This is a genomic window from Maribacter sedimenticola, from assembly GCF_900188415.1.
Classification (GTDB): domain Bacteria; phylum Bacteroidota; class Bacteroidia; order Flavobacteriales; family Flavobacteriaceae; genus Maribacter; species Maribacter sedimenticola.
The window spans coordinates 70,376-95,584 of the sequence record NZ_FZNV01000003.1; the positions used below are offsets into that span (position 1 = coordinate 70,376).

General features: G+C 38.9%; 20 protein-coding genes, 1 tRNA gene and 1 pseudogene. 9 read left to right on the plus strand and 13 right to left on the minus strand.

All coding sequences use genetic code 11. The features are described 5' to 3' along the window. Window position 1 precedes the first annotated feature (1 nt). Window positions 2-2,008 (plus strand): ComEC/Rec2 family competence protein, encoded by a 2,007-nt coding sequence (locus CHB68_RS09665; protein ID WP_089260686.1) that lies wholly within the window; start codon window positions 2-4, stop codon window positions 2,006-2,008. Between the two features lie 7 nt (window positions 2,009-2,015). Here CHB68_RS09665 and CHB68_RS09670 read toward each other — a convergent pair whose 3' ends face one another. Together CHB68_RS09670 and CHB68_RS09675 are read right to left on the minus strand one after the other, a co-directional pair. Next, window positions 2,016-3,548, minus strand: coding sequence for a peptide MFS transporter (locus CHB68_RS09670; RefSeq protein WP_089260687.1), 1,533 nt, complete (start codon window positions 3,546-3,548; stop codon window positions 2,016-2,018). Window positions 3,549-3,564: 16 nt separating this feature from the next. Beyond that, window positions 3,565-5,730: pseudogene (locus CHB68_RS09675) on the minus strand (S9 family peptidase). Between the two features lie 211 nt (window positions 5,731-5,941). Here CHB68_RS09675 and CHB68_RS09680 point away from each other — a divergent pair. Together CHB68_RS09680 and CHB68_RS09685 are read left to right on the plus strand one after the other, a co-directional pair. Further along, window positions 5,942-7,258, plus strand: a complete 1,317-nt coding sequence (locus CHB68_RS09680; RefSeq protein ID WP_089260688.1) for a hydroxymethylglutaryl-CoA reductase, degradative — start codon at window positions 5,942-5,944, stop codon at window positions 7,256-7,258. An 8-nt stretch (window positions 7,259-7,266) separates the two neighbouring features. Further along, the gene (locus CHB68_RS09685; protein ID WP_089260689.1) at window positions 7,267-8,178 is read left to right on the plus strand and encodes a GYDIA family GHMP kinase; all 912 of its coding nucleotides are present in this window, start codon (window positions 7,267-7,269) and stop codon (window positions 8,176-8,178) included. A gap of 56 nt (window positions 8,179-8,234) precedes the next feature. Here the strand turns inward: CHB68_RS09685 and CHB68_RS09690 are convergent, their stop codons facing one another. The 7 genes from CHB68_RS09690 to CHB68_RS09720 all read right to left on the minus strand — a co-directional run bounded on the left by CHB68_RS09690 (window position 8,235) and on the right by CHB68_RS09720 (window position 15,997). Further along, complete coding sequence (locus tag CHB68_RS09690) at window positions 8,235-10,352, minus strand: peptidylprolyl isomerase (RefSeq protein ID WP_089260690.1); 2,118 nt, start codon at window positions 10,350-10,352, stop codon at window positions 8,235-8,237. A 110-nt stretch (window positions 10,353-10,462) separates the two neighbouring features. Then, the gene (locus tag CHB68_RS09695; RefSeq protein ID WP_245838904.1) at window positions 10,463-11,689 is read right to left on the minus strand and encodes a hemolysin family protein; all 1,227 of its coding nucleotides are present in this window, start codon (window positions 11,687-11,689) and stop codon (window positions 10,463-10,465) included. Between the two features lie 59 nt (window positions 11,690-11,748). Next, the gene (locus CHB68_RS09700) at window positions 11,749-11,958 is read right to left on the minus strand and encodes a hypothetical protein (RefSeq protein WP_089260692.1); all 210 of its coding nucleotides are present in this window, start codon (window positions 11,956-11,958) and stop codon (window positions 11,749-11,751) included. Then, complete coding sequence (lptC, locus tag CHB68_RS09705) at window positions 11,951-12,562, minus strand: LPS export ABC transporter periplasmic protein LptC (RefSeq protein WP_089260693.1); 612 nt, start codon at window positions 12,560-12,562, stop codon at window positions 11,951-11,953. The genes CHB68_RS09700 and lptC overlap by 8 nt, the downstream gene beginning before the upstream one ends. A gap of 5 nt (window positions 12,563-12,567) precedes the next feature. Next, window positions 12,568-13,941, minus strand: a complete 1,374-nt coding sequence (locus CHB68_RS09710) for a hypothetical protein (RefSeq protein ID WP_179213177.1) — start codon at window positions 13,939-13,941, stop codon at window positions 12,568-12,570. 40 nt (window positions 13,942-13,981) lie between these two features. Next, window positions 13,982-15,268 carry a hypothetical protein gene (locus CHB68_RS09715; protein ID WP_089260695.1) on the minus strand — a complete coding sequence of 429 codons (1,287 nt, stop codon included), beginning with the start codon at window positions 15,266-15,268 and terminating at the stop codon, window positions 13,982-13,984. After that, window positions 15,269-15,997 carry a type III pantothenate kinase gene (locus tag CHB68_RS09720; RefSeq protein ID WP_089260696.1) on the minus strand — a complete coding sequence of 243 codons (729 nt, stop codon included), beginning with the start codon at window positions 15,995-15,997 and terminating at the stop codon, window positions 15,269-15,271. Between the two features lie 100 nt (window positions 15,998-16,097). On the opposite strand from CHB68_RS09720, the gene CHB68_RS09725 reads away from it, so the two are divergent. Further along, window positions 16,098-16,170 (plus strand) — tRNA-Phe (locus CHB68_RS09725). A gap of 125 nt (window positions 16,171-16,295) precedes the next feature. Here CHB68_RS09725 and CHB68_RS09730 read toward each other — a convergent pair. Continuing rightward, window positions 16,296-17,879, minus strand: coding sequence for a glycoside hydrolase family 32 protein (locus tag CHB68_RS09730; protein ID WP_245838905.1), 1,584 nt, complete (start codon window positions 17,877-17,879; stop codon window positions 16,296-16,298). A gap of 55 nt (window positions 17,880-17,934) precedes the next feature. On the opposite strand from CHB68_RS09730, the gene CHB68_RS09735 reads away from it, so the two are divergent. Genes CHB68_RS09735 through CHB68_RS09750 form a run of 4 tightly spaced genes read left to right on the plus strand, consistent with a single transcriptional unit; the run spans window position 17,935 to window position 20,710 of the window. After that, window positions 17,935-18,441 carry a rhodanese-like domain-containing protein gene (locus tag CHB68_RS09735; RefSeq protein ID WP_089260697.1) on the plus strand — a complete coding sequence of 169 codons (507 nt, stop codon included), beginning with the start codon at window positions 17,935-17,937 and terminating at the stop codon, window positions 18,439-18,441. A gap of 30 nt (window positions 18,442-18,471) precedes the next feature. Then, window positions 18,472-19,149 (plus strand): TIGR04282 family arsenosugar biosynthesis glycosyltransferase, encoded by a 678-nt coding sequence (locus CHB68_RS09740; RefSeq protein ID WP_179213178.1) that lies wholly within the window; start codon window positions 18,472-18,474, stop codon window positions 19,147-19,149. After that, window positions 19,146-19,961, plus strand: coding sequence for a purine-nucleoside phosphorylase (locus tag CHB68_RS09745; RefSeq protein ID WP_089260698.1), 816 nt, complete (start codon window positions 19,146-19,148; stop codon window positions 19,959-19,961). Before CHB68_RS09740 ends, CHB68_RS09745 begins: the two co-directional genes overlap by 4 nt. A 44-nt stretch (window positions 19,962-20,005) precedes the next feature. After that, on the plus strand, window positions 20,006-20,710 hold the full coding sequence (locus CHB68_RS09750) for a TIGR04283 family arsenosugar biosynthesis glycosyltransferase (protein ID WP_089260699.1): 705 nt from the start codon (window positions 20,006-20,008) through the stop codon (window positions 20,708-20,710). 5 nt (window positions 20,711-20,715) lie between these two features. On the opposite strand, the gene CHB68_RS09755 is transcribed toward CHB68_RS09750, so the two are convergent. The 3 genes from CHB68_RS09755 to CHB68_RS09765 all read right to left on the minus strand — a co-directional run bounded on the left by CHB68_RS09755 (window position 20,716) and on the right by CHB68_RS09765 (window position 23,641). Continuing rightward, window positions 20,716-21,831 (minus strand): N-acetylmuramoyl-L-alanine amidase family protein, encoded by a 1,116-nt coding sequence (locus tag CHB68_RS09755; RefSeq protein ID WP_317043819.1) that lies wholly within the window; start codon window positions 21,829-21,831, stop codon window positions 20,716-20,718. After that, window positions 21,800-22,810, minus strand: a complete 1,011-nt coding sequence (locus tag CHB68_RS09760; protein WP_089260700.1) for a glycoside hydrolase family 113 — start codon at window positions 22,808-22,810, stop codon at window positions 21,800-21,802. The genes CHB68_RS09755 and CHB68_RS09760 overlap by 32 nt, the downstream gene beginning before the upstream one ends. Window positions 22,811-22,933: 123 nt before the next feature. After that, window positions 22,934-23,641, minus strand: coding sequence for a DUF547 domain-containing protein (locus CHB68_RS09765; protein WP_089260701.1), 708 nt, complete (start codon window positions 23,639-23,641; stop codon window positions 22,934-22,936). A 218-nt stretch (window positions 23,642-23,859) separates the two neighbouring features. Here CHB68_RS09765 and CHB68_RS09770 point away from each other — a divergent pair, with 218 nt between their 5' ends. Continuing rightward, on the plus strand, window positions 23,860-25,206 hold the full coding sequence (locus tag CHB68_RS09770) for an NAD(P)/FAD-dependent oxidoreductase (protein WP_089260702.1): 1,347 nt from the start codon (window positions 23,860-23,862) through the stop codon (window positions 25,204-25,206). Window positions 25,207-25,209 lie beyond the last annotated feature (3 nt).

Consider the following 25,209-nt stretch of genomic DNA (forward strand, 5'->3'; position numbering starts at 1 on the left):
GATGAAACTTTTAGCGTTTATTCCCATAAGATTAACGCTACTGCTGATTATTGGAATTTTAATTGGCTCTGTTCTCCCAGTGGATACATGGTATCTTTTACTATCCACCCTATTATTTTTTCTTTTCCTTACGCTCATCTTTGTTTTTCAAAAACGAAGCCATTCGGTTCTTTTTGGTGTCATTGCTTGCGTAACTGTAATTAACTTGGGAATGTTCTGTTTTTCGGCAGCACAACCAATAAACCATCAAGATCATTATAGCAATATTATAAATGAGGAAAGGGCAATTTGGACCTTAAAGATCAAGGAATCCCTAAAACCCAACCTGTATTCTACACGCTATTTTGCCCTGGTAACAAAGATTGACCAACAACCGGCCAGTGGTACCATTTTATTAACCTTACCACAAGATTCCTCAATCCTGAATGTAGACGACGAAATCCAAGTGTTTTCAAAACCATACCCAATCTCCCCGTCCTTGAACCCACATCAATTTGACTATAAGAACTATTTAAAAACTCTGGGCGTATATGATCAATTGGGTATTAAGGATAATCAATTTATACGTATAACGAATCCTAAAAAAACCTTAACCGGTATTGCCTCAAGAATACGAAGCCATATAATTTCGCAACTACAGAAAGAACATTTTGGCACGGATGAACTTGGGGTAATTCAAGCCTTACTCCTAGGACAGCGTGATAATATATCCGAAGAAACATACAGCAATTACCAAAAAGCAGGTGCGGTTCATATTTTAGCGGTATCTGGCCTGCATATTGGCATTTTATTGCTCCTGATACAATTTATATTACGGCCGTTGCGCAATTTACCACACGGCAGAACCGTAATTTTAATATTATCGGTTGTTTTGCTTTGGATATTTGCCTTCATAGCGGGTTTATCAGCCAGTATTGTCCGCGCCACAACAATGTTCAGCTTTGTCGCCTATGCCCTTTACCTAAATAGGCCTAGTAATACCTTTAATATTCTTGCACTTTCCATATTGTTCATTCTACTGTTCATTGACCCTAACCTTATATTTCAAGTAGGTTTTCAAATGAGCTATGCCGCCGTATTTTCAATTTTGTGGATTTTTCCAATGCTAAGGGACGTATGGTTTCCAAAGAACAGGGCAATAAGGTATTTTTGGCAATTGCTATGCGTAAGTATTGCCGCCCAATTGGGCGTACTTCCCATAAGTTTATTTTACTTCCATCAATTTCCCGGACTATTTTTTATATCAAATTTAATAATTGTCCCTGCTTTGGGCCTTATATTGGGAACTGGAATAATTGTAATTCTCCTATCCCTTTTGAACGTATTACCCTTACAACTTGCATGGTTTTATAACACGGTAATTGCGCAAATGAATGGTTTAATTGGCTGGATCGCCCAACAAGAACAATTTATTTTTAGCGCTATTCCTTTTGACAGTATACAGCTTATCCTATCCTTTTTAATTTTGATTTTAGGGATTGAACTTTATCAAAGTACCAACTTTAAACGAACGGTATTCTTTCTGATCAGTATCATCAGTTTTCAAGGGTACACCTTATATGAAACCAATCTTGCCCACAATAAAAATGAGGTATTGGTATTGCACCAAACTAAGAATAGTATTATCCTTAATAGAAACGGCCAACGATTATCCGTTCTCAGCAACCAAAAGAACAACCTAAATTATCTTCTATCCAACTATACTATTGCAGAACGTATTAAAACAATCAATGAAGATTCGCTAAAAAATAGTTACTCCATAAATGACACAGCAGTAGTGGTCATTGACAGCTCAGGCGTTTACCAAAAGACCCCATCACCCATAATTTTATTGACCAATTCCCCAAAAATAAATATAGAGCGATTGGCGCTTACCCTACAACCGATAGAAATAATTGCGGATGGCAGCAATTACAAGAGTTATGTTGACCGCTGGAAAACGACCTGCATACAATATAAAATCCCTTTTCACTATACTGGTGAAAAGGGAGCTTATTATTTAAAGTAAGTATCTACTAGTGTACCTTACCCATTAATCGTTTAATTATAGGCGATGCCAATAGTACCAATATACCGGCACCCAACGCATATTTGGCAATCAACATGAAGCCATCCGTATAGACCGATAACGTTTCAAAACCGCCCACATTTTTATCGGTACTTTCTATTGCCAATTGCTTACCGATAAAGCCTACTATCTGAAATGCAAACGCAGACGACAGGAACCACACCCCCATAATAAAAGCAATAAGCCGCAATGGTGCCAAATCTGTCATTTTAGACAGTCCAACAGGTGACATGAACAACTCCCCTACGGACAACAAAAAATACATTAACAGTAAATAGGCAAATGGTACCAAACCGTTTTCATTTGCACTACCCCCACTAATGGCCAGCACGTAAAAACTTATACCTGCAAATAGTAGACCCAATCCAAATTTATACGGAGTTCTGGGATTCCAGTTCTTCTTGCTTAGCCAAGTCCACATCAACGAAATGGGAATGGCCATAATAATAATGAACATTGAATTCAAGGAATTGGTCTGTGCAGCGGACATAATACCTTCCAAATCTATGTTTCTTGCCGCGAAAAGTGTAATTACACTACCTGAGAGTTCGTGAAAACCCCAAAATATAGTCATAAAGAATGTTAGCAATACTGCAACGAACAGTTCCTTTCTTTCCTTTACATTTGCCTTGAACATTTCATAAGCCAAATAAGCCAATACGGCAATACCTATTCCTGTAAAAATAACGTTCACAATATTCTGATCGGCAAACATACCTTCCGTTGCAATGGCTTGATATGATGAAAGCAACAACGCAATTAAAGGTGCTGCAAGTACAGCAAGTATGGGCACCAATACCCCTTGTTTAATTCCTAGTACCTTTTTATCCAACACTTCTTCCGTTGGGGGCAGACCCCTATCGCCAAACACATTTTTCCTGATACCGCTCCAAAAAACAATCAATCCTGTAAGCATACCTATCCCTGCCAGACCAAAACCGTAATGCCATCCATAGGTTGCAGCCAGCCAGCCACATAGTAAGGGAGCTACCCACCCACCAATATTTATACCCATGTAAAAAATGGTGAATCCGGAATCTTTTTTAGGGTCTCCTTTTTCATATAAGGTACCTACGAAGGTGGAAATATTAGGTTTAAAAAAACCGTTACCCACTATAATGAGGGAAAGGGCCAGAAAAAAGGCCATATTATCTTCTATTGCCAAAACAAAATGACCTATGGACATAAGTATACCCCCTAGAAAAATTGAGTTTCGCATTCCCAATATCTTATCGGAAACCTTGCCTCCGATTACCGTTGAAGCATATACCAAAGATCCGTATGATGAGTAAACCGCTGCAGTTGCATAATCTCTTTCTGCTAAAGCTTGAAAAATTACATCGATCATGTAAAGCGTGAGCAGGGCACGCATACCATAGAAGCTAAATCGCTCCCATAATTCCGCAAAAAATAGATAAAACAACCCCTGAGGGTGTCCAAAAATCTGCTTTTGCTCTGAAATTTCAGTACTTTCAGTCATAGTTCAATTGGTTTGATTATAAGTTTTCCTTTAAAAAATTAGTCATTTTATTAAACAAATGAATTCTTGTATTACCTCCATATATTCCATGGTTCTTATCCGGATAGATACCCCAATCAAATTGCTTGTTCGCTTGAATCAGTGCCTCTATCATACGCATGGAATTTTGCACATGGACGTTATCATCTCCTGATCCGTGAATCAGCAAATAATTCCCTTTCAATAATTCCGGATAATTAAACGGCGAGTTATCATCATAACCACTAGGATTCTCTGCAGGCGTACGCATAAAACGTTCCGTATAAATTGTATCGTAAAAACGCCATGAAGTTACCGGTGCCACCGCTATTGCGGTTTCGAAAACATCATTACCACGTAACAGACAATTGGTAGACATATGACCTCCAAAACTCCATCCCCAAATACCTGTCCTCTCTTCATCAATATAGGTCAGCTCACTTAATTTCCTTGCCGCCGCAATCTGATCTTCAGTTTCATATTTAACCAAATTCATATAAGTGACCTTTTTAAAGTCCCGTCCCTTAAAACCAGTACCACGACCATCTACGCAAGCCACAATATACCCTTCTGATACGAGCATTTGGTGCCAATAATCATTTGCCCCCATCCAGCTATTGGAAACATTCTGAGATCCGGGACCACTATACTGGTACATTAACAACGGATACTTCTTTGTAGCATCAAAATCCTTTGGTTTTATCATGTACATATTAAGTTCATTACCATTAATTGAAATCGTGGAAAATTCCTTTGGACTTACTGCATAGGCCTCCAATTTTTGTAACAACTTATCATTATCCTTGATATCCTTTATCTTCTTACCGTTTATGGCCTTATGCAAGGTATAAACCGGTGGAGTTTGCGCACTGGAGAACGTATTGATAAAATAGGTGAAATCTGCACTGAAGGAAGCCTTATTGGTCCCAGGGGTCACCGCTAGTTCTGTCTTATCGTCCCCACCACTACCTATATTGTACACTCCCCTATTTATGGAACCGTTTTCAGTAGATTGATAATAAATTTTATCCTCGTTCTGGTCATACCCATAATAATTGGTTACCTCCCATTGGCCTTTGGTAATTTGGTTCATCAACGAGCCGTCTTCCCCATAGAGGTAAATATGGTTCCATCCATCCTTTTCACTAGACCAAATAAAACTATCGTCCTCCAAAAATGTTAGATTATCCGTAATATCAACATAGGCATCATCCTTTTCCTCCAACAATACGGAAACTTCTCCACTTTTGGCATCAACAGTATACATTGTCAAATGATTCTGATGCCTATTCAAAGTTTGTACACTCAACATATCTTTATGGTTTTTCCATTTGATCCGCGGAATATAATAGGCATTATCTAGATTGATCTGGGAAGATTTACCACTGGCCACATCCAAAATATGTAATGTTACCACAGAATTGTTCTCTCCAGCCTTAGGATATTTAAATACGTAAGGTTGTTGGTATAGACCGGTACCATAAACATCCATTGAAAATTCCGGAACATTCGTTTCATCAAAACGAAGGAAGGCTATCTTACTTCCATCGGCGTTCTATTCAAATGCACGGACAAAGGCAAATTCCTCTTCATACACCCAATCCGTTACCCCATTAATAATTTTATTTTTTACACCGTCAGCGGTTACTTGGGTGGTTTTACCACTGGCAAGGTTAAAAATATACAGGTTATTGTCCTTTACATACGCTACCTGATCACCTTTTGGGGACAATAAAGGTTCTTGAATCTTATCTTCACTTACCTGAACCAAATTCTTGGACTTAATATCATACACATAATAAATGCCTAACGTAGACCGTCTAAAAATGGCTTCTACCTGAGTGGAAAGCAATATTCTATTTTCATCATCACTGAAAGCATAGGAAGAAAATGAGGAAACACCGGGCAATTCTGCCGATGAGACCAAAGTGGCCACCTTTTGCAATGTTTTATAATCATATTTATCTACCGTTACCGTCTGGTTTGACCGATCCACATTCAGCACCGTATATTGTGTACCATTTTTCATTGATCTTAAGGCATCCAAACCTTCTGTCCTAAAGGCACCTTGATAAATTTCGGAAACTTGTATTTGCCTTTCTTGAGCCCCCAAAATGACACAGAAAGCCATTAAAATCAATGTTAGTAAGTGTGTTTTTCGCATAAATTTTTAAATTTTGTTAAATCTCTCAAGTTTACCACTATTTCCTCAAAAAAACACGCTTTAGCCTGAAAAAGACATTGGTTTTAACGCTTTGTTCACCTAAATGAGATTCTTTACAATATCCTTATCTTTACTGTTGTAATTTTGTGTTCAATTTAGCTTAATACGCACCATTACCTAACATCTATATACAGAAGAAAGTTATACCTAAATGACCAAGCCAATAAGTGGTTTTTCCAAGCTTACAAAAGAAGAAAAGATAGATTGGATCACTACCAACTACACCCATAATAAAGAGCAATCCAAGAAAATTTTACAAACGTATTGGAACCAAAACGGCCGTATACAGCAGTTGCATGACGAGTTTATAGAGAATACCATAACCAACTTGTATGTTCCCCAAGGTATTGCCCCTAATTTTTTGATCAACGATAGGTTATATGCCATACCTATGGCCATTGAAGAAAGTTCCGTAATAGCCGCAGCGAGCAAAGCGGCTAAATTTTGGTTAAAAAGGGGCGGATTCAAAACAGAGATTTTGGGCACGGAAAAAGTGGGGCAGGTACATTTTTTATTTAAGGGCGATCCCGCAAAACTCAACTCCTTCTTTACCTATCTTAAACCCATTTTACTTGCGGAAAGCGCTTCATTGACCACCAGTATGCAAAAAAGGGGCGGTGGTATTACCGATATTGCCTTAAGGGACAAAACCCATGATATTGCACATTACTATCAACTACATGCCACCTTCCAAACCAAGGATGCCATGGGTGCCAATTTCATTAATAGCTGTCTTGAGCAGTTTGCGGCCACACTGAAAAAAGAAGCAGCCAATTATACGGCCTTTTCCGCACAAGGGAAAAATGTGGAAATAGTGATGAGCATCTTATCCAATTATGTGCCAAATTGTACGGTACGTGCCATGGTAAGCTGCCCTGTGGAACAGATACAACTTACCGATCAATTAACACCACAGCAAACGGCAGAAAAAATTATTCAGGCCATAGAAATTGCAAAAGTGGAACCCTACCGTGCCGTAACGCACAACAAGGGCATCATGAACGGTATTGATGCCGTGGTATTGGCCACAGGAAATGACTTTAGGGCCGTTGAAGCGGGCGTACATGCGTATGCATGTAAAGATGGGCAATACCGCAGCCTAACTCACGCGACTATTGATGATGGTATTTTTAAATTCTGGATAGAAGTGCCTTTGGCACTAGGTACCGTAGGCGGACTAACCAACTTACACCCGCTCGTAAAATTGAACCTTGAAATACTTCAACACCCATCTTCAGAGGAATTAATGCAGATAATTGCGGTTGCCGGCCTTGCTCAAAATTTTGCGGCCGTTAGTTCCTTGGTTACTACAGGAATTCAAAAAGGACATATGAAAATGCACCTTTTGAACATTCTGAACCAATTAGGGGCGGACGAAAACGAAAAAACTATTTTGGTCCAGTATTTTAAAACCAACCCGGTTACGCACCATGGTGTTGAGCTTCAATTAAAGGAGATCAGAAAATAAACGACCCTATGTCCAAAGAATTTTACGGTAACGGCAAACTACTGCTAACGGGAGAATACGCAATTCTTGACGGAGCAAAAGGACTGGCATTACCAACCGCATTTGGGCAATATTTGAAAGTGCGGCAGGGAACCCAAAACCATATGTGTTGGAAAAGTATAGATGAACATGGAAAGGTTTGGTTTGATGCTGAAATTAACAGTACAAACCTTCAATTGATCAGTACCTCTGACAATGAAATAGCGGAACCATTGTTGAACATCCTGAAAGAGGCTCAAAAATTGAATTCTGATTTTCTCGCCCAAAATGAACGAAATCTTAATATAGAAGCGAGAATAACATTCCCAAGAAATTGGGGATTGGGCACCTCCTCTACCTTAATCGCAAATATTGCGGCTTGGGCCAATATTAACCCCTACAAATTACTTGAAGCTAGTTTTGGAGGCAGTGGCTACGATATTGCCTGTGCCACACATAATACGGCCATCACCTATATTAGAAATGGGCATAAGCCCCATGTACAGGAAGTAGATTTTAATCCTGATTTTGCCGACCAACTTTTTTTTGTGTATTTGAACCAAAAGCAAAATAGTAGAGATGCCATTAAGCGATACCGAACGCTAACTATACACAAAGAACAATTAATTACTAAAATCAATGCTCTTACGGATGCAATTTTAAATTGTGAAAATTTAGGAGAGTTTGAAATGCTCTTAAATAAACACGAAGCCTTATTGGCAGATACTTTGGGCCTGCCAACCATTAAAAATTCACTATTTCCCGATTATACAAATACAATTAAAAGCCTTGGGGCTTGGGGCGGGGATTTTATTCTAGCAACAGGCAAAAAGACAGCTATGGACTACTTTAGGAACAAAGGCTACTACACCATTCTACCCTACACCAAAATGATTTTATAAAAAAAGGGCATCCTATTGTAATAGGACACCCTTATAAATTCTATAACAATTGACGATTAGTAGAACGTTGCTCTCTTATCCTCAACATTGGCCGCTTCTCTCAAAGCATTATATACCGCAGTATTCACACGACCCGTAGCACCAGTTTTTAAGGAATTGGCATAAACACTGTAATTATCCAATTTTGGAGCGTCGGTTTTCTTTACAATTTCAATTTTAAAGACACCTGTATTACCTTGTATCAAACCAGAAACAGCACCTTCTTCCATACCATATGCCGTACCTACAACTACAGGCTCACTACCGGCACCCGGAATTGTTGGGGATTTAACGGTCAAAGCAGAAGCATTGGAAATAGCAGTACCGTTATCCGAAGCTATGGTAGCCATATCCTTGCCCTTATTGGCAGCAATGATTTGGGCCGCCTTACGTTCTTTTCTAATTATTGGTAAAACAAGGACAGATGCATCTTCCGTACTCATAACCCCTTCTTCATACTTACCTGTCAATTGAACCACTGCATAACCATTATTGATACTGAACCTCTTGACATCACCTACTTTGGTGTCATCGCTAAAAGCCCATTGAACAATATTTCTTTGATTTGACAAGCCCGGTAAATTTTCATCCAAAGCCTTGATCTTGTTTACAGGACGTACAACATATTCATTTTTCTTGGCAACCTCAGAAAAGGCACTTTCATCTTCCACTGTTTCCATTTCAAAAGTCGTAGCGTTAGTAAACAATGTGTTGATCGTTTCCTCAGAAGCTTCAATTTCCCTAGATGCCGTAGCTATCTGTACAATATCTTGCTTATCGTCTATTTTGATAACGTGAAACCCAAAGTCCGTTTCTACCAAACCAATAGCTCCAACTTTATTGCTAAAGGCAAAATCATTGAACTTTGGTACCATAACGCCTTCTTGGAAATAACCCAAATCTCCACCATTTGGTGCAGAAGGTCCATCAGAATTATCTCTTGCCAGTTCAGAAAAAACAACTCCAGATTTTTTAGCCTCACGCAATAATTCCTTTGCCTTTTCCTCTGCCTCTTCTTTTGTTCTGGTTACATCCGGATTTGCTCTTGTAGCCCCGGTATAAGCCAATAAGATATGGCTTGCCTTTACGGAACCATTTGGCTTTCTGGCCATCATCTTGGAAATCTTGTAAGAACCCCCATCTTTATATGGACCATAAATTTCCCCTACGCCAAGACTGAACAACGTATCTGCTACCGTAGAAGGTAAATCTTTCTTAGCCTTAAAAATCGTATCGAATTTAGTGTCTGAATTCCTATCCAGGAACCCAACCATATCCTTAGTATTTCTAAAGCCCAATATGGTGTCATTACGATCGGTCTGTGAATTATATTCAACGGTATCATCTAGAAGTTTGGTTATGGCCTCCTTTATGGCAAGATCATCTGCCTCAGAAGGTTTTTCACTAAAAAATACATATTGAAGATCTCTTGCAGGCTCTTGCTTGTATTCTTCTTTATGATCGTTTACATAATCCGCTATTTCACTTTTGGTTACCGTAATAGTGCTATCTGGAATTGAAGAATAAGGAACCCTTACATACTTAATGTCCATTTTATCATTGGCCAGCCTATAATCCAGCTCACCTTCCTTTAATGTTGCACCAACACCTGCTTTTACCAAATTAAAATAGGTCTGTTCCTTGGCCAGTTGCACAATTTCATTTTCGGTTTGCAACCAGGCATCATATTGTGCCGGACTATTAACTTTCCAATCCGCTACAGTCTGCCTAAAAATATTGGGATCAAACTGACCGTTCTCATTTTGGAACTCCGGATTTTGGGCATACCCAGTAGTACGAAGGAAATCAACAATTTGATCTTGCTCAATACCTATTCCCAAATCCTCGAACTGCTCACCTAAAATGGCCTTTCTTATCTTGCTTTCCCAAACTTGGTTTACTACCTGCATTGAAGATGCATTAGGACCTACTCTTCTTGCTGCGGTTTCGACCTCTTGTCTAAACTCATCTATTGAAATTTCCTCCCCATTAATCTCGGCCACTGACGAACCTACTTTTTCACCTCCAAAATTGCTACTGGTAAACACACCAGAAATCACAAATGCAAACAATGCCAAACCTATGATCAAGATCAACACCGTGGTCCGTTTTCTAATATTCTCTAATACTGCCATTCTAATTAATGTTTAAAATAATCCTTTGTGGTTATCGGGAGGCAAAACTACCATTTTTAATTGAAATAATAAAAACTAAAAAGCCACCTAATTTATTGATAGATGCACTGTTATTCTTCTTCTAGAAGTTCTATGGAAACCAAATCTATTTTTGTATTGGAGACCTCTAACACCGTAAACATATAGGGTGCAATTTTAAGTTCTACCTCCTTATCCGGTATTTCTCCCAAAGTATGGACCAAAAGTCCGCCCAATGTCTCATATTCATCCGATACGGGAAGCTCCAACTTATAATTCTCATTGATATAATCCACCTCTAAACGTGCTGAGAACAGAAAGTGACGCTCGTCTACCCTTTCTTCCCTTAAGTCCGTAGTATCATGCTCGTCCTCAATTTCCCCAAATAGTTCTTCTACGATATCCTCTACGGTTACCAGACCAGAAGTACCCCCATATTCATCCAGTACCACGGCAATACTCTTTCGTTTCTTGATCAAAACATTTAAAATATCCTGTATCAACATAGTTTCCGGAACAAACTCCACCGGTAACAATATACTTTTAATGGTCTTGGGCTTTTTGAACAGTTCATAAGAATGTACGTAGCCAATAACATTATCTACCGTATCATTGAACACTAATATTTTGGAATAGCCTGTTTCCGTAAATAATTTTGCAAGGTTTTTGGGCGTTTCGTGCATTTCTACCGCTACGATCTCTGTTCTTGGAACCATGACCTCCCTAGCCTTTACCGCTGCAAATTCCAAGGCGTTCTGAAAAATCTGTATTTCCGTATCCACTTCGTCCTCTTCCTCAACGGTTTCCATTTGTTCGGTTATATAATCACCCAGTTCCAATTTACTAAAGGCCAATTGTACCTCATCTCCAGAAGTACGGAAAATATATTTTAATATGAGGTCAGAAATCCAAATGATAAAATCTGAAATAAACGAAAACAGCACATAGAACAAAAATGCCGGAATGGCCAATAATTTCAAGAGGCTATTAGCATATATCTGAAACAACACCTTTGGCAAAAATTCTGCCGTAATTAAAATAATGAATGTAGAGATCAAGGTTTGGGTAAGTAAGCTGAACTCTGTAATAAGGATTTTTAAGAATGCGTTCTCAGGGGCCATTCCCGTAAACCAGTTCATGAGAATCTCTCCCATGAAAAGACCATAGATTACCAAGGCTATATTATTGCCAATAAGCATGGTAGCAATAAATTTTGATGGTTTTTTAGTTAACCTGGTAAGTACCATGGCCAAAAAACCCTCTTGCTTTTTTTCAATCTCTATATGAATTTTATTCGCCGAAATAAACGCGATTTCCATTCCTGAAAAAAAAGCGGAAAAAACCAAGGAAAGTAGAATGATGATACCAGCCGTACCCACTATACGTTATTATTATTGTCTCGCTTACGCTGTTCAAATTTTTTCCTGTAGTTTCTTCTGAACAGGAACATACCTATGGAAACTATGGCAAAAAATATAAAAAAATAGGCCATGTTCCTATCTGTATTCCAATCGGTAAAAATCCTATACATAGAAAATCCAGCTACTATGATATATAAGTATTCCGTATATCTTAAAATATTAATCATTTTCTTGTTCTTTTTCTTCCTTTATCAACATTAGTCCGTAGGTCTTATGTGCATTTAAATACTTAAGGTCTTTTTGAATATCCATACCTTCCCCATCCATTACGGTACCATCATCTGGGTTGGTAAACTTAAACTTTTCTTGGGTAAAGGCCCACTCATTTCCACGATCGTAATATAATTGGGAAGTTTCCAATTTTTTACCATCGTCTCCCTTTATCAACACATTGCCCCTTAAATCTACAATAGACGTTGCCAAATATAGTATACCATAATCTGCCTCTATAGTGGTCCTTTCATTTTTTTCATTAAAGATTTCCACCAAAAGCCCTTCAGGAAATGTTTGGTAAGGAAAAGATAGCTGTTCATAATTTTCCCAAATAGGTCCGGACAATATATTTAATACTTTGGAAGCACCTTTATCTTCTGACCCCAATTTAACCGGTGCCTCTGTATATGTCAATACAAAATCTTCAACTACGCCTCTTGGAAACACTTTTTTTACCGCTTCATCACCAACCCGTTTATAATTATCTCCACAGGACAAAAAAAGCATTGCCATGGTATACACCACGGCAATGCTTCTATAATTGAATATTTGTGTCATTTGTACTATAACGATGGAACCTTAACACTACCACCTACCCAGCAAGAGAAGGTAACAGTCTTACCTGCCATATTGGAACTAAAGATCATTTCCCTAGTTGGAGCCTTAGCCTGGTAACTTGTAGCAGCCTGACTTGCAGAACCACTTAATGAAGGATCCACCCTACCGGCCTGTCTAGCCATGTCTGCCGCTTTCCAGTAAATTGCCCTTTTCTCAAAAGTAGTACTACCACAATCATTGGCACTTGTAGCATATAAACTGGCGATCAATAAATATGCACGACCATTGGAAGGGTTGGCATCTATTGCTTTTTGCGCATAGCTACGTGCAGTAGACTTGCTTCCCTTTCTTTTGTTGATTACTGCAACTTTGTAGGCAATCTTAGACTTTTTATCATTATTGGTCTCTAAAGACAATGCTTTGTCAAAATCCGCAAGAGCACCTTTGGTATCGCCATTCTTCATTTTTAAAGTTCCTCCATATACATAAGCATCAGCAGAAGGATCTAAAGCCAATTGTGCCTCAAAAAGTTTTTGGAACATAGGATCATCCGTACATTCTTTGTTGAACATTAGACCTACTGCTCTTTTTACCCAAACAACATCTCCCTTTTTCTCCTCAAAACTCTTTTCGTACAATGGAATCAAGTTACTACAATCTGCTAAAGGACCTAACTTAGAATCGATACTACCTGCAATTTTACCATATACTTCAGAATATGAGTTATAGGATTTTAAGCGAGATTTCTCTTTAGAAGTCAACGTACCCGCTTCTTCCTTTGGTAAAAGCTTGGCTATTTTTCCTGTAATCTTTTCGTTTTCTACTTCAATCTTTTCAGTAACCGCATCATAAACGTCAAATACTTCTTGCAAGTCTTTTCTACCAGCTTTATGCTCGTCAACTAAACTTGAGAAATAAATATATAACGCCTTTGGATTTGTAAAGTTTTCCTGATCCTTTGTAAAAGCTTCGCTTAACATACTATACATCTTAGCATCATCGGCCATTTTGTTATCATACATTACCATCGCCTTGTCAACCTCAGTTTCACCTTGCGTGGTCTTTGATGCAAAATGCTTTAACTTATTGTCATAAAGACCCATTAGTTCATTGGCAAATTTTTCCTTATCTGCATCTGAAGCCTTTTTTAATTTATCCTTTAGGATACGCTCACCATATACATATATAGCATTGTTCAATTGCGGACAGGTTTCATATACCATTTTCCATGGTTCATAAGCCGCATCATAATTTTTAACTTTTGCATGTTCGGAAAATATAGACAGATTAGTCATACATTCAGGATTTTGAGCCTGAGCATTACTTACCCCCATCATCCCAAGGAACATAATTGCCGTGAAGTAAAGTTTCGTTTTCATCTTTTCTCTTTTTTAAGGTGGTTAATGTACTAAATTTTTATTAATTGATCTTTCTTTTCTGGAACCAACGATCGTTCAATGACAGCCCTACATTAAGTTTAAAATAGCTTTCTTCTACTAAATTCGCCCTTGTTGTTCCCCTTCTTCCCAATTCAAATCCTAAATTAAGATTAGAGAAACTTCTTCCAAGTGGTAGACCTAATCCAAAAGTTATGCCAAAGTTATTTATATCAACATCATTTACGACCATACCGGTTTTATCTAAACGCAAACCTGCACGGTAAGTCACTCTTTTTAAATAACTTGTAAAGGAATCATGGTCAGGGGTAATAAACAGTCCTAAGGCATAAGAACTTGCATCTACATAAGAAACACTATTGGCACCAAGGAAATCATTTTCGAAAGAACCCATACCCTGAAAGCTATATTCACCCCCAACAAACCATTTTAAATCTTGTCCAAAGCCCAAACCAATTGTAGTTGTTGTAGGAACCTTTAGCTCTGTATTCCTTAAGTTCTGGGCGGCCAGATTTACGTCTATCTCTTCAATATTACCACCTGTGGCCACGGAAAAAGAACCAATTTGCCTTGTATTCTCAGACACCAGATTACCTTGGGTATTTACCCGTACAGAAGAATGAAACCTATATTTATCATTAATCAACGGCGTATAGTTCAAGGCATAATTAAAATCAAAACCATTTACCTTAGAACTTCTACGATCAAAAGTTCCAAATTGGATACTCTCTATCTGCTGCAGGCGCTGACTATCTAACGTACCAAAATTAAAATTAACAGTAGCACCAATACTCACATTTTTTAATACTTCATACCCTACGGAGTAAAACACACGGTTTAAACCGCCCTCACCAGTATAGACATTTACCAGGGAACCATTTACATTGTCCTGTTCATCTATCAAATTATAGCCTACGGAAGTAAACGGCATTATACCAAAGCTCATACCCAAACCTTTGCCCAGACTGAAACCCAATGCCAAATAATCCAAGCTGGTTATAGAGGTACTTTCCTCTCCCAGATTGGTCTTTAATCGATATTGTTTGTTGGATACACCGGCGGTATAGGTTACAAGACCCGTCTTGTTCATTACCTTAAGCCCTAATTCTCCCAAAGCCGCAGGATTCTTTAAATTAAGATGGATACTGTCCGCATACACACCAATACCCCCCATCATTTGATTTTCTACCGTGCCCGCATTCTTTAAATCACCAATTCCAAAAAAAGAATAGGGAGATACAGTACCATCTTGAGCGTACATACCAACGGTGGTCATGTATACTATTGCAATTACAATTTTTCTGATCATTTAGTGCTTGTTGTATTCTAGCAAATAATTAAGCCCTTTCAGGAGAAATTTAGAATCCGCAAATATGGTATTTTTTACTCGTTTAGACAAAAATAGTGTATCACCCCCTGTTAAAATAACTGTTAAATCTTTAAAACGGCTATTATATAGTTCAATTATTCCGTTCAATTCAAGCTCTACACCATACAATACACCACTGTGCATACAGTATTCAGTTGAGTTTCCTATATAATCCAATAGTTCTGTTTTTTCCAATAACGGCAGTTTGGCCGTTTGTTCATGCATTGCCTTATAGCGCATTTGTATACCTGGGGAAATGGCCCCTCCCAAATATTCATCAAAATCATTCAGCATATCATAGGTAATACATGTACCCGCGTCAATAATTAAGGTATTGCTATGTGGTTTACGATAGTATGCCGCAGTGACCAACGCCAAACGGTCCACACCTAGACTTTGAGGTGTTGCATACGAGTTCTTAAATGGCACTTTTGAAGCATGAGAAAGTTCATGAAGGTCACAAAAAACGGCTACAACCTTTATTTTATCCTCAGAAAGGGAACCAACGTTAGAAATTATTGCCGCGTTCACTTTTGGAAATTGCTGAAACAATTTTTTGACCGCCGCTACAAAATCCTCTTGCGCAACGGTCTCTATATGAACAATTTCCGACTTATTAAATATGGCTAATTTTACACTTGTATTGCCAGCATCTATTATCAAATTCATACTACAAAGATTAAAAAATAAAAAAACAATCTTCTTTTTTTATGATTTAGTTTGTTTATCATAAAATTGAAATTATATTTGCAGCCGCTTACAGCGACATGGTGCCTTAGCTCAGTTGGTAGAGCAATGGACTGAAAATCCATGTGTCCCTGGTTCGATTCCTGGAGGCACCACATAGAAAAACCGCATTATCAGTAGATAGTGCGGTTTTCTTGGTTATTGGGGTATTGTTGTTTAAAACCAATTGAACAAACTACAATACCCATAATTAGTACTTTTGAAAAGCGGCCCAAAGGCATCAATCCCAAATACGTTCTACCTTACGCTCTTTAAAATTAACGATTTGAACTGCTTCATTAGCAGTATTTTCTATGGTTAGACTAGTATAAAACTCATTGGGAAAAATTTGATTTGTCATTACGTATTGTCCTTTGTTCAAAAACAACTCTATAGATGAATGATCCAACAAAATTCTAACTTCCACATTTTCCTTGGGCAATTTAGAAATATCCATACGTTGCGCCCCGCCTTTAAATTTTTCGCTAAAATCCGTTTTACCGGACTTGTCCCTGTCAATCGTAACCAAATCATTGTTGGCATCTATTTCAATAGCTAGGCTATCACCGACCTCATTGCTCAAATACATTTTAAGCACTGGATTTTTCACGGAAAATTTAATCTCCGACTGATTACCATATTTAAGTGCAATTATTTTCTTCTGTTCCTGTTTTAGCTCCATTTCACCTTCAGTGTAGGCCTTATCCGTAATTTCACTAAATTTTTCTATGGGATAATTTATAAGAAACACCTCATCTTCAATCTTACGTAAACTTAACTTTCTAGGTACGGTCATGGCACTACGCCATTTTTCTGTAGGGGTATCCCTAGCATAGTCCCAATTACTCATCCATCCAATAAAAATACGATCGTTATTGGGGGTATGGTTATAGGTGACACCGGCGTAATTGTCCCTTCCAAGATCGATCCATTTATTTTCGGTCTGATCGGTGGTAAAGGTGGTACCGTCAAAATCCCCGATAAAATACTGCGTTCCACTACCTCCGTTAGGTGCACCGGGATTAATACTGATCAACAAGACCCATTTTTCCTCATCTGTACCTTCTATGGTCAACGGAAAAAGATCAGGACATTCCCATACACCGCCATGGGCTCCTTTATCCTTTCCGAACTCACTGACTTTATCCCACTCCTTTAAATTGGGCGAACTCCAGATTTGCAAATGGTCTCCCGCTACCAAAAGCATGGTCCAATTTTGTTCTTTTTCGTTCCAAAATACTTTGGGGTCCCTAAAATCCTTAATACCATCATTTCCTATTACCGGGTTGCCCTCATATTTTGTCCATGTATTACCATCGTCCAAACTGTAGGCAATTCCTTGGGTCTGAAAATCCATTTTACCTGCTTGCTCCCCTTCCATATCATGGTAGGTGAAAATTGCCACCATAGCCGGGTTCTCCCCGGTACCGAAACCGGAAGTATTTTTAGTATCCATTACCGCACTTCCCGAAAATATCAACCCATGTTTATCTGGATAAAGGGCTATAGGTTTATGCTCCCATTTTACTAAATCCTTACTTATAGCATGGCCCCAGTGCATAGGCCCCCAAACGGTACTATCCGGGTAATATTGATAGAATAAATGATAATTTCCATTATTGTAGACCAACCCATTGGGGTCGTTCATCCATTTTTCTTCTGGCGTAAAATGAAATTGCGGCCTGTAGGATTCCGTGTAGTACTCGGGAGTATCTATTTTCATTTGGTCCTCTATGGTCTTGACCTCTTGTTTACAACCAAATACGGTTGCCACAATGGACATCAATACAATTTTTGAACCTACTTTTTGCAAAACTTTAACCATAATACTGTCTTTTAAACTATAAATCTTGGGCGCTAAAAATAGTACCTTTACTGCAATGAAGTTAATCAAATATGCACAATTATTTAGTTTAGTTTCCCTCTTTACCGTTTCAAACGTTATAGTAGGACAAGGAAATATGGAGCGTGTTCTAAAAAATTGGAACAAAGAAAGTATACCTTATATCTACCCTGAAAATTTACCCATGAAAGATTCTATAGTGTATGTAGATACCAGGGAGAAAGAAGAGTTTAACGTAAGCCATCTTAGAAATGCCCTATGGGTAGGGTATTCCAATTTTGACGAAGCCAAGGTTCTAAATCTTATACCCAACAAGTCTCAACCCATTATTGTTTATTGCTCCATTGGCGTACGGTCCGAAAATATTGGAGAACGCTTAAAGCGACTTGGATATACCAGAGTACTGAACCTATATGGCGGAATTTTTGAATGGAAAAATCAAGATCGTATCGTATATAACAATAATGACACCCCAACCGATAGCATACATGCATTTAGCAAACATTGGGGCAAATTATTAAAGAAGGGAATAAAGGTATATTAGTTAGTGGTTAGTATAATTTAAAATAATACGTTGGGAATATTACAGAACAATAATGTGGAGCGCGATGAAAAAATCATTGATTTTACCTTGGCAAACTCCAAGAACCTATTACTTATTTTTACCAGAAACCCAGAATTAGGCAAGGGTAAAAGACGATTGGCCGCTACCGTAGGTGATCAGGCCGCTTTGGACATTTACACATTTCTTTTACAACATACGGTAAGCATCACACAAAACCTCTATGCAGAAAAGCGGGTATATTACTCAGAAGAAATATGGGAGAATGATATTTGGGATGCAGACAAGTATGGCAAAAGATTACAACAGGGCAATGATTTGGGAGACCGCATGGCCAATGCTTTTAGGGAAGGATTTGAAAGTGATTTCCAGAAAATAATTGTTATTGGAAGCGATATGTACGACCTTTCACAAGAGGACTTGGAAAGCGCGTTTAAAGCTTTGGAGAAGAATGATTTTGTGATAGGTCCCGCACAGGATGGAGGGTATTACCTGCTGGGAATGAAAACTTATAAACCTGAACTGTTCCAGAATAAGGCTTGGGGAACGGAAACGGTATTGAAACAAACCCTTGCCGATTTAAAAGCCGATAGCGTATGCTTATTGGAAGAAAGAAACGATGTAGATTATTTTGAGGATATAAAGGATATTGAAGCCTTTCAACCTTTTTTAAAACATATAAAATTATGACAAAGGAACAATTATTGGAATCTGTAGCCTATTTAAAGAACAAAGGTTTTGACAAGCCAGAAATAGGAATTGTACTTGGCACCGGCCTTGGCAAATTGGTGGACCATATAGAGGACCCCATAGATGCCCATTACAACCATATTCCATTTTTTCCGTTGGCTACCGTAGAGTTCCATACGGGCAAGTTGGTATATGGTACCATATCCGGAAAAAAAGTGGTGGTCATGCAGGGGCGTTTTCATTTATATGAGGGATATGACTTTTTGGATATAACCTACCCCATACGCGTCATGCACATGCTGGGCATTACCAAATTGTTTATTTCCAATGCAGCAGGTGCGGTAAACCTGAATTTCAAAAAAGGGGACATGATGTTAATAGAAGACCATATAAATTTACAGGGCGGTTCTCCTTTGGCATTTAAAAATGTTGGGGAATTTGGAGAACGTTTTGTAGATATGTCAGAACCCTACGATGTATCCATGCGCAACAAACTTATGGCAATTGCCAAGGAAAACGATATTTCTTTAAAGACCGGAGTCTATGCTTCTGTGGTTGGACCACAATTGGAAACCAAGGCAGAATATAGAATGATCAAATTAATTGGTGCAGATGCCGTGGGTATGAGTACCGTGCCAGAGGTTATTGTAGCCAACCACCTTTCCCTACCCATTGTTGCCGTTTCGGTATTGACCGATGAATGCGACCCGGATAATCTTAAACCTGTGGATATTGGAGAAATTATCGCCATCGCGGAACGTACTGAACCCAAAATGGTAAAACTTTTTCAAGAACTTATAAAACAACTGTAAGGCCATACCCTGTTTTCCTACCAAGTTTAGTGAAATTAATGCACATGAGTGCTTTTGAGCCCAACATCAGTATTATTATCCCCGTTTTGAACGAAGCGGACTATATAGCCAAAGTACTCCTGTGCATAAAACAGAATGCCTGCGCTAACCACATCAAGGAAATTTTGGTCGTTGATGGTGGTAGTACAGATGCTACCCCTTCAATAGCCAAGGCCCATGGTGCCAAATTGCTCTATGGCAAAAAAGGACGGGCGGCACAAATGAACCTTGGTGCAAAAGAAGCAAGCGGCGCAATATTATACTTTCTCCATGTAGACTCGTTGCCCCCTAAAGATTTTGACCGCTCCATTGCAAATGCGGTTAAAGAAGGTAAAATGGCAGGCTGTTTTCAAATGCGTTTTAACAGCAACAGCAGGTTTTTAAAATTTTTTGCTTGGTGTACCCAAATCAACCATCAAATTTGTCGCGGAGGCGACCAATCATTGTTCGTGGACAAAAATCTTTTTTTTGACTGCAAAGGATTTAATGAACAGTACACAATCTATGAGGACAATGAATTTATACAACGTTTGTACAAGCGTGTACCTTTTACCATTCTACCTTCTACGGTAACGACCTCTGCCCGCAGATATGAAGAAAAAGGAATGATAAGCCTACAATGGCATTTTGGTGTCATACACCTTAAATACTATTTAGGAGCACGACCCAATGAACTGTATGCATATTATCAAAAATATATTGCGGTATAAACGATTTATTTATCCTCGTAGTCCAATAATATGCCTTCACTGATCCATTTTGCCAAAGCTTGGCGATTATCCGGATCTAAAATGCGCACCTGATCCTTGGCATTTCTAATATTTCCAATTTCAATAAAGGTCATGGCGGGGTGTGTTTTTTTTACCAAGTACAACGAAGTCCTGTCCTCAAAAGTACCTGCGTAGGTTCTATTGGGCTGAAATTTCTTATACTTGGCCTCAAAAGTTTTATGGATACTTTCCGCCAATTTTTTGCCATTTTTACTTTTTTCGTGGTGATAAAAGAATACATCTATATTCTGACCTTCACTTCTACTATCTACATGGGTAACGATTAAACGCTGGTATTTACCCTTGTTATCCTTATATAAATCGTTCACGATCTGTACCCGTTGCTTTAACCGCGCCACTTGGTTTAAAGGTATTTCCTTATCCGGATAGGCTACCTCATCATGATCAATCTCCAATATGCGATCATCACGTATACCATCATTTCCATCCTGTATAATAATATAGACCGTTGCCCCGTGCGCCATTAATTCCCTTGCCAAGCGTAGGGTAATATCATAGGCATATTCATCCTCGGCAATAGCTTTCCCCGCATAGGTCCCCATTGCCCCGGGATCGGGGCCCCCATGACCGGATACCAAATAGTAGATAGTTCCTTTTAACCGTTTGCTTTTTGCTATTACATTTTTATGTTTCTCCCCAAACAGGTCATATTTAGAACTTTCCAGTTTTTTTATATCCGTGGACTGTTTCTGTATAGAGTCTACAATGGCTACGGTATCCAAAACCGTTCTGGGCATAACATACGTTCGCCCTGCTACCAAATGTACGCTATCCTTTAAGCGCTCACTATTTATATAGATAAATTCATCCATAACCTCGTACGGGTCAACTCCCTGTTTGCGCAACAGCGAAAGAATGCCGTCACCAGGTTCTGCCGTTACGGTATTCAATGAATCCTGCGCCACAACAAATTGCACCGCACATATGCATACAACCATATATTTTACCATAACATATGGAAAACCAAGGTTATGCCATACATGTTCTACCCGTTCATGATCTACCTTACTAATACTCACTATACTTTCTATAATTTTCACTTACTACTTTTAACGAGGGTTTGTTTTGTGGGGTAAACCTGTTATCATTCTCACCACCTGCATTTTTATGGTCGGTGAACCATTTCCATACATAACCGCCCGCAAACCATTTTTCGTTCCAAAATTCGGCATATATGGCCTTCTTACAGTTTACTTGTGATACCATATTCGGTTTTTCTTCCGTATGGTCTACCAACCACGGCTTTTTTGCGGTATAGTCCATACTTCTATACCCATATTCCGTAAACAGTATAGGCTTTTGCTTTTCAGTACTTAGCGTGGCCATTTTACTTTTCCAAGGCTGCCAACCAGCTATAAGCTCATTAACCGTAGGTGTTTTTGCTTCCGATAACGGAAAATAGGCATCTACCCCAATATAATCTAACTGTTCCCAAAAAGGTACACGCTCAAATTCATCCCAATTTGCCGCATAGGTAAGCTTACCTTTATAAATTTCCCTAATTTCAGCAATAAGCATGTTCCAAAATTCTGGCCGCGCCTGTACAAATTGTTCCAATTCCGTACCAATACACAAGATATCTACCTTACGCTCTGCCGCTAAACGGGCATAGGTCATCATAAAATGACGATATGATTCCTCTAACTGTTGCCAGTGTTGCTCATTGTCCATCTTCAGCTTTCCCGTGAATATTCCCTTGGATATCCATATTTGCGGCTTCATCATAACAGACACCCCATTTTCATGCAACATATGAATGTATTGCGCTGCACCCTTCTTAGTTTCACCAAACCACTGACGATCTGTATTAAACGTGATCTGTGGATTATTTACCTCCCTTATAAAACCAAAAGGCATTACGGCGGCGCTGTTGGCATAGATATTTAAGATTTCATCTACTTGACCCTGCACCACGGCTTGCCTGGAGGCCACAAAACTTACCCCATTTATTTTTCCGTTGCCCTGTCCAATGCATGCTAGTTGCATACTGCACAGAAATAGAAGTGCCAATTTTTTCATTTCCCCAATCTTAGGTTCAAAATTATACTATTTACGGCATGTTCCCAATAGCAGATATACCCAACAATTTGTTAAGAAATGAACTAAAGGTAAACGGTAACAAGTAATGTATTGCGTATGTAGCTATTTCACATTTAAGCGCCAATCATACGGATAGTAATCCAAAAGAATATCCTTGGAAAACTTAGTAGTTCTATACCTATTGATAAATGCTAATATACCACCGGCCCTATCAAAATCTACCTTATACCAATCAAACAATTGAGAAACAAAGACCTTATCACCCTTATTCCTAATGAACATAGGGTCGTTCAATGCTTTGGCTGTTTGTTGATGAAGCTGTTGGTTCAACCTGTTTGGCATGTAGGCCTCCCCAATAATTGGCGGACACCCTAGGCCCGCACAGACCAATACAAAATGAAAACGGGGTTCATTTGGAAACCTTGCTCTAAGTAACTCATTTTCTATGGCGTTCAACGTTATATACCTCCCCCCCACATTATACCTCAGCTTATCAAAAAAACCGTCCACGTCCAAAGGGGACCGTAGGGGATAATTATCCACAACACCCTTAATTACCAACAGATTATAGGTGTTTATCCAAAAGGCCTGATACACATTAGGATCTTGAAGATCAATGGCCGCTTTTTCCGCCAATTTCAGCACGCTATTCAATGCCAAAGGTTGTTTGACAATGGAGGCATAATCTACCCTTCCGTTCTCTACATGGGTTTTCAAAAATGTATCCGCAGCACTAAAAAACTCGGTATTCTGGGCCTTTCCACCATTTATCCCAAAGAAAAAAACCAAAATTACCCAAGAGTATTTCATACCAATTAAATATTCGCTGTAACCCTTTTGTCGCAACTTAACATAGAAACCAACACATTACTATTCTTGCAAGGGTGCGTTTACCTATCTACGCAATTAATGTTACCTTGGTTTTAATTGCACCGGTAGCCTTAGATTAATTCTAAATAACCCGGTTTCAATATACGCCTGTAAAGCATCTGACTTTTCTTGCGACTAACTTTTAAATTTACTGCCATATGGAGCATATCATCATTATTGGAAATGGAATATCTGGTGTTACCTTGGCCAGGCATGTACGTAAGCTTTCCGATAAAAAAATTACCATCATTTCTGCAGAGTCCGACTATTTTTTTTCCCGTACCGCATTAATGTATGTATATATGGGCCATATGAAATTTAAGCATACCCAACCTTATGAAGATTGGTTTTGGAAGAAGAACCGTATTGAACTGGTGAAGGGCTATGTGGAAAAAGTAGATCCGGCATCCAAAATAATTCACTTGGCCAATAACACTACCCTATCCTATGACAAACTGGTGATCGCCACGGGTTCAAAACCAAACAGATTTGGATGGCCGGGACAAGATTTACCGGGGGTACAAGGCCTCTATTCCAAACAAGATTTGGAAACACTTGAAAAAAACGCCCCCAATAATACGGTATGCCAACGGGCGGTAATTGTCGGCGGCGGACTAATAGGAATAGAAATGGCAGAAATGTTACGTTCCCGAAAAATTCCCGTTACCTTTTTGGTCCGCGAAAAAAGCTTCTGGAACGGGGTATTGCCAAAAGGGGAATCTGCAATGATCAACCAACATATTTTAGCACACCATATTGATTTACGGCTAGACACTAATTTAAAGGAGATTATCCCAGATGAACAAGGAAGGGTCAAGGCAGTGACTACAGACAAAGGAGAAACCATAACATGTAACGTTGTTGGACTCACCGCCGGGGTCACCCCCAATATAGATTTCCTGAAAGGTAGCGGTATAACATTGGGCAAAGGCGTTAAAGTCAATCGTTTTTTGGAGACCAGTGTGCCAGATGTTTATGCCATTGGCGATTGTGCAGAACAGCATGAGGCCATTGACCAAAGAAGACCTGTAGAGGCTGTGTGGTACACCGGTAGAATGATGGGGGAAACCCTTGCCCAAACCCTTTGCGGAAAGCGTCGAGCGTACAACCCCGGACATTGGTTCAATTCCGCAAAATTCTTGGATATTGAATATCAAACCTATGGATGGGTGTTCAGTGAGCGGAACAAAGAGGACCATGAGCAGCATTTTCATTGGAGACATCCCAAGGAAAATATCTGCATTACCATTGCCTACCATAAGGAAACCAATAGGTTTTTAGGGATTAATACGTTTGGTATTCGTATGAGGCACGAAATTTTTGACAGATGGCTAAACCAAAACAAGGAGGTTGACCATGTCTTGACCTATTTGAAAGATGCTAATTTTGACCCAGAGTTCTATACCCAATATGAAGATGCCATTGTTGCGAAATACAATGCGGAACACCAAAAAAACATTGACCCCAAGAAAAAGAGTTGGAAACATATTTTTAGCAAGGCTTAATCA